The sequence below is a fragment of the Phenylobacterium sp. genome (assembly GCF_035309685.1).
Lineage (GTDB): Bacteria > Pseudomonadota > Alphaproteobacteria > Caulobacterales > Caulobacteraceae > Phenylobacterium.
Genome location: NZ_DATGEX010000005.1, coordinates 1 through 6,102, shown reverse-complemented (window position 1 = coordinate 6,102; position 6,102 = coordinate 1). Strand labels below are relative to the sequence as shown.

The 6,102-nt window shown below is 71.6% G+C and carries 3 protein-coding genes; all 3 read left to right on the top strand.

Annotation, left to right across the window (positions count from 1 at the left end; translation table 11 throughout):
* Positions 1-7: 7 nt before the first annotated feature.
* The 3 genes from VKQ35_RS01180 (at position 8) to VKQ35_RS01170 (ending at position 5,932) form a co-directional block, all read left to right on the top strand.
* Positions 8-4,270, top strand: a complete 4,263-nt coding sequence (locus VKQ35_RS01180) for a strawberry notch family protein (RefSeq protein ID WP_324358159.1) — start codon at positions 8-10, stop codon at positions 4,268-4,270.
* Between the two features lie 130 nt (positions 4,271-4,400).
* Entirely contained in the window at positions 4,401-4,898 is a 498-nt protein-coding gene (locus VKQ35_RS01175; RefSeq protein WP_324358157.1) for a GcrA family cell cycle regulator, read from the top strand.
* Between the two features lie 134 nt (positions 4,899-5,032).
* Positions 5,033-5,932 carry an ArdC family protein gene (locus VKQ35_RS01170; RefSeq protein ID WP_324358155.1) on the top strand — a complete coding sequence of 300 codons (900 nt, stop codon included), beginning with the start codon at positions 5,033-5,035 and terminating at the stop codon, positions 5,930-5,932.
* The last annotated feature ends 170 nt before the right edge of the window (positions 5,933-6,102 follow it).

The window sequence follows — 6,102 nt, the reverse complement described above, 5'->3', positions numbered from 1 at the left end:
ACCCGCCATGAACGCCATGCTGCCCCTCTTCGCCGTCGCCGCCGGCGGCGATGACGCCACCCACAAGGCCGCCAACATCCTGGCCGCCGCCCGGTCCCTGTCCCCTCAGCTCAATCGCTCGCGCGCCCTGGACCGGCGTCTCGTCGCCAGCGTGATGACCACCACCTTCGGGGGATCAGACGCCGAGGGGGCGTGGATCTGGCGCGACGCCTATGACGCCGTCGAGGCGGCCCTGGTGCTGCAGATCCGCCGCCTCGGCCCGCAGATCGGCCGGCTAGAGGACGCGCCGGCGGAGATCGCGGCGCTGCTGGCCAACCTCGCCGACCTGGGTCTGACCCACACGCGCCGCAGCGAGGAGCAGGTGGCGCTCGATCAGTTCTCCACCCCGCCGCAACTGGGGGCCCTCGCCGTGCTGGCCGCCCAGGTCCGGCCGGGCGACCAGGTGCTTGAACCTTCGGCCGGCACCGGCCTCCTGGCGGTCCTCGCCGAGGCTTGCGGCGGGAGCCTGACCCTCAACGAGATCGCCGCGGGCCGCGCGGGTCTGCTCGACGGGCTGTTCCCGGCCGCCGCCCGCTCCGCCCACGATGCGCAGCACCTGCGCGATATTCTCCCCGGCTCGGGCGGCTTCCACGCCGTGGTCGCCAATCCGCCCTTCCAGGAGCTGGAGGCGCACCTGCACGCCGCCCTCGACTGTCTGGCCGACGGCGGCCGGCTGTCGGCCGTCGTTCCGGCCCGGCTGTTCGAGGAGGCGCCCGCCCAGCGTCGCCTGGCCGAGCGGGGCCGCGTTGTCTTGCGCCTGGCCTTCCCGACTCGCGCCTACGCCAAGCACGGGACCTCGGTCGAAACTGGCCTGCTGGTGATCGATCGCGGCGCCGGCGACGCGGCGATGGAAACGGTGATCGCGGCTGAAACTCTGGCCGACGCGGCTCGGGCGGCGGCGGGCGTCGAGGCCCGCCCGACGGCCCAGCCCCGCCAGTTCCGCGTCCTGTCCGAAGTGGCGATCCTTGCCCCGCGGGCCCGGGCGCTGGCCACGCCCTCCAACCGCCTGGCCTTCCTGAGCACCACGGCGCCGGTCGTCTATGAGACCAAGCCCTGGTCGGGCGAGGGCCATGACGTCGGCCTCTACCAGGCCTATGCGCTCGGCCGCATCGCCTTCCCGCAGGTGCAGCCCCACCCCTCCCCGCTCGTGGAATCCGGACCCATGGCCTCGGTCGCGCCACCGGCGCCGACCTACCGGCCGCAGCTGCCGCAGAAGATCGCCGGCGAGGGCCTGGTCTCCGACGCTCAGATGGAGACGGTGATCTATGCCGGCGAGGCACACGCCCAGATCCTGCCGGGATCATGGATCGCCGGCGCGGCGCCGCACCAGGTGGTGCTGGTCAAGGACGACCACCCGGGCGCCGTGTCGTTCCGCAAGGGCTTCTTCCTCGGTGACGGCACCGGCTGCGGCAAGGGCCGGGAGATCGCCGGCGTCATCGCCGACAACCTGGCCCAGGGCCGCCATCGGGCGGTCTGGCTGTCGAAGAACGACGCCCTGCTGGAGGACGCCCGCCGTGACTGGGGCGCCATCGGCGGCGCCGCCTCCGACATCACCCCGCAGTCCTCGTGGAAGCAGGCCGACGCCATCCGGTTGGACCGGGGCATCCTCTACTCGACCTACGCCACCCTGCGGCAACCCGCCCGCGGGGATCGCGCCTCGCGGCTGGACCAGATCGTCACTTGGCTGGGCGCCGACTTCGACGGGGTGATCGTCTTCGACGAAGCCCACGCCATGGCCAACGCCGCCGGCGGCGGCAAGGGGGGCCGAGGCCCGAAGAAGGCGTCGCAGCAGGGCATGGCGGGCCTCGCCCTGCAAAACCGCTTGCCCAACGCCCGGATCCTCTACGTCTCGGCCACGGGCGCCACCACGCCGGAGAACCTGGCCTACGCCGCCCGGCTCGGCCTGTGGGGCGGGCCCGAAGCCCCCTTCCCCACCCGTGAGGCCTTCATGGACGCCGTGGAGACCGGCGGCGTGGCGGTGATGGAGCTGATCGCGCGCGAGCTGAAGGCCATGGGCCTCTACATCGCCCGGTCGCTGTCGTTCGACGGCGTGGAATACGACGCGCTGCGTCATCCGCTCACGGACGACGACATCGCGATCTGGGACGCCTGGGCCGACGCCTACCAGCTGATCCACCAGAACCTTCGCGCCGCCCTGGAGGCGGTCGGCATCAGCGAGGACGGCAAGCCAAAGTCGGGCCAGGCCGCCTCCGCCATCATGTCGGCGTTCGAGGGGGCGAAGCTACGGTTCTTCGGCAATCTCCTTGCCGGCCTGAAGTCCCCTTCCCTCGTGGCCTCGATTCGGCAGGACCTCGGCGAAGGCCGATCGGCCGTGGTGCAGGTCGTCTCGACCAACGAGGCGGTGATGGAACGCCGCCTGGCCGAGATTCCCGCCGAGGAGTGGAACAACCTCGCCGTCGACCTGACGCCCAAGGACCAGGTGCTCGACTACCTGATGGGGGCCTTCCCGATCATGGCGATGGACGCCGTCGAAGACGAAGACGGCAACGTCACCATGGTCCCGGTCATGGTCGATGGCGCCCCCGTGGTCAGTCAGGAGGCCCTGCGGCTGCGCGAGGAGCTGGTCACCGAACTCGCCTGCCTTCCCGCCGTGCCGGGCGTGCTGGACGCGGTGCTGGCCGCGCTCGGGACCGAGCTGGTGGCGGAGATCACCGGCCGAAGCCGCCGCGTGATCCAGCGCGACGGGCGCCGCATCGTCGAGCGGCGTAGCGCCTCGGCCGCCAAGGCCGAGACTGACGCCTTCATGGCCGGCAAGAAGCGGGTGCTGGTGTTCTCTGACGCCGGCGGCACGGGCCGCAGCTACCATGCGGACCTGAGCGCCCAGAACCAGCAGCGCCGGGTCCACTATCTGGTGGAGCCGGGCTGGCGGGCTGACGCGGCCATCCAGGGCCTGGGCCGGTCGCACCGGACCAACCAGGCCGTCGCGCCGCTGTTTCGACCCGTCACCACGGACATCCACGGCGAGAAGCGCTTCACCTCGACCATCGCGCGGCGTCTGGACAGCCTGGGCGCGCTGACCCGGGGCGAGCGGCGCACGGCCGGCAACGGCCTGTTCCGCGCCGAGGACAACCTGGAAAGCCCCTGGGCGCACCGGGCGCTCCAGGCCTTCTACATCGCCCTGCATTTCGGGAACGTCGAGGCGATGGACCGCGAGACCTTCGAGGCCAAGACCGGGCTTCGCCTGCTCGACCATGACGGCGAACTGAAGAAGTCCGACGATCTGCCGCCGATGAACACCTTCCTCAACCGTCTGCTGGCGTTGAGGATCGCCGACCAGAACAGCCTGTTCGCGGCCTTCGACGAGATCCTCTCCAGCATCCTGGAGCGGGCCGCCGCCGCCGGTGCGCTGGACCGCGGCATGGAGGACATCGAGGCCGACGACCTAGTGGTGAAGGGTGAGGAAGTGATCCGCACCGACGCGGTCACCGGCGCGGAGACCAAGCTCCTGGCCTTCCAGGTGCGGACCCGCCGCAGCCTCACCGGCGCCGAGGACGCCCTCGCGGGGATCGATCCGGAGGCGACGGTGTTCGCCGTGAACAGCAAGTCGGGCCGCGCAGCTCTCGTCGTCCAGGGCCTGACCACGACCAACGACGACGACCGGCTGATCCCGGCCGTGCGTCTGATCCGCCCGGAAAAGCGCAGCATCGCGTCGCTCAAGGGCTTCGAGGAATCGGCGTGGGAGCCTTGCGAGGAGGCCGTCTGGCGCGCGGCCTGGGACGCCGAGATCGCCCAGGCCGATCCGTGGATCAGCCGCGAGCTCGTGCTGGTCACGGGGCTGCTTCTGCCGATCTGGGGGAGCCTGCCCGACAAGCGCACCTCCGTCCGCCGGCTCAAGGCCCCGGATGGGCGTCGGTGGCTGGGCCGGGTGCTCGATCCCGCCCAGGTCACGCCCCTGAAGATCGCCCTGGGCCTGACCGACACCGCCAGCGCGGTCGGGGACGGCGAGGTCGCCACCCGCTTGGTGCTGACCGATGGCGCGTCGGTCGCGCTCGCCGGCGGGCTGTGGCTGCGCCGGGCCAAGGTGATGGACCGCCAACGCCTGGAGATCGTCGGCGCGGCGGCGCAGCGGTCGGCGTTCACGGCAATGGGCTGCTTTGTCGAGATCATCGCCTACACGCCGCGGGTCTTCGTGCCGACCGATCAGCCGCAGGTGCTGACGGCGATCCTGCAGAAGTGGCCGGCGCAGTCGATCTTGCCGGCGGCGGCTTGATCCCAGGTCCTGACCAACGGAGCCGTCGGCCGCGAGGTCGACGGCTCCTGTCGTGTAGCCGCGTGGGCCAAAGGCAGGAGGAAGGGCGCGAGCGGGTGCGCTCGATGGGAGCGCTGCAGGAGGTAATCCCATGTCCGACACCGGCTGGACGCCCACGCGCGTCGAGACCCTGACATCGCTTTGGCGCGACGGTCTCAGCGCCTCGCAGGTCGCCAAGGCCCTGGGCGGCGTGACCCGCAACGCCGTCATCGGCAAGGTGCATCGGCTGGGCCTCAGCGGCCGCGCCGCCGGCGGCGTCGTCCGCAGGCCCGCAACCCCCCGGCCTCCACGCCCGTCACCGATCCGGGTCGCCCGGTCGCCGTCGCCGCGGCTGGCCAGGCCTGTCGTCGCCATCGTCGAGGCGCCCGAAGGCCCGGGTCTCGTCTCCCGTCTCGAGCATGTCGGCGCCCACTGCTGCCGGTGGCCGATCGGTGACCCGAAGTCCGACAGCTTCACCTTCTGCGGACGCCCGGCCGGGGACGGGCCCTACTGCGGAGGGCATGACCGGGCCGCGCATCAGCCCAGGCCACTGAAGCCGCTGACGGCCGATCCCCTGGTGCGCCGTGTCCTGGCGGGTCTCGCGGCCTGAGATTGGGAGCGCCGTCGGCCCGCTGGGGTCGGCGGCGTTTCTGCGTGGGACCGGCTTCGCCGGGGAGGATGAGAGGAAGGGACGGAGCGGGCGAGCGCTCCGGGATTGGCCTGGGGCGAAGCGCCGAGGCTCCCATGTCCAATGTCCTGGATGACCTGATCACCGATATCATCGCCCGCATCGAAGCCGGCGTGCCGCCGTGGCGCCAGGCCTGGAAGGCCAGTGGCGATCCGACCCTGCCGTTGCGGGCCGACGGCGAGCCATTCAGCGGCAGCAACGCCTGGCTCCTGTCGTTCGCCGGCGCCGTGCGCGGCTATCGCTCGCCCTACTGGTTCACCTTCCGCCAGGCCTTGGCGATCAATGCGCCCGTGGCCAAGGGCGAGAAGGGATCCCCGGCGATCCTCTACAAGACCCGGGTCGTTGGCGACGCGGCCGAGGCCGAGGCTCCGGGCGGCGATGAGAGCGCCGACCCCAAGGTGCTGCGTTACCTGAAGACCTACACGGTCTTTAACGCCGAGCAGCTGACCGACTGCCCCGCCCGCTACATCGAGGTGGCCAAGCCCGATCCCGCGGCCCGCAGCGCGGCGCGCAACGCCGTGCTCGACGCCATCCCGGCGCGGATCGAGTTCGGGGGCGGCCAGGCCTGCTACGTCCCTGCGCGGGACCTGATCCGCCTGCCCCGACCCGACGCCTTCGACACCGTCGACGACTTCCTGGCGACCAAGGCCCACGAGCAGCTGCACTGGTCGGGCGCGTCGCACCGGCTGGCGCGCGAGTTCGGGCGCCGGTTCGGCGACGAGGCGTATGCGTTCGAGGAGTTGGTGGCGGAGATCGGCGCCGCGGCGCTGGGCCTGCGGATCGGCTTGGCGCCACAGCTGCTCGACAGCCACGCGGCCTATCTCGCCCACTGGTCGAAGATCCTGAAGCACAGACCTTCGGCCCTGCTGGAGGCGTCTGGCCACGCCCAACGGGCGGTCGACTACCTGATGGCCTTCAGTCAGCCCGCCGAGGTCGCAGCGTCGGTCGCCGCCTGAGGGCCGCGCCCTTTCCCCGTCTCACCCCTTGATCAGGAGGATGCCGCCATGGGCTGGCTCTTCATGCGTTCCCTCGGCGGTCACGCGACGCCGAAAGCCTATCTCGACGACCAATTCACCTACGCCCGGGAGGACCGCCAATCCCGGGTCCTGGCCTCCGGCCTGGTGGC

Coding starts and splice junctions, on each gene's coding strand:
- VKQ35_RS01180 (WP_324358159.1), top strand. CDS start 8: ATGAACGCCATGCTGCCCCTCTTCGCCGTCGCCGCCGGCGGCGATGAC.
- VKQ35_RS01175 (WP_324358157.1), top strand. CDS start 4,401: ATGTCCGACACCGGCTGGACGCCCACGCGCGTCGAGACCCTGACATCG.
- VKQ35_RS01170 (WP_324358155.1), top strand. CDS start 5,033: ATGTCCAATGTCCTGGATGACCTGATCACCGATATCATCGCCCGCATC.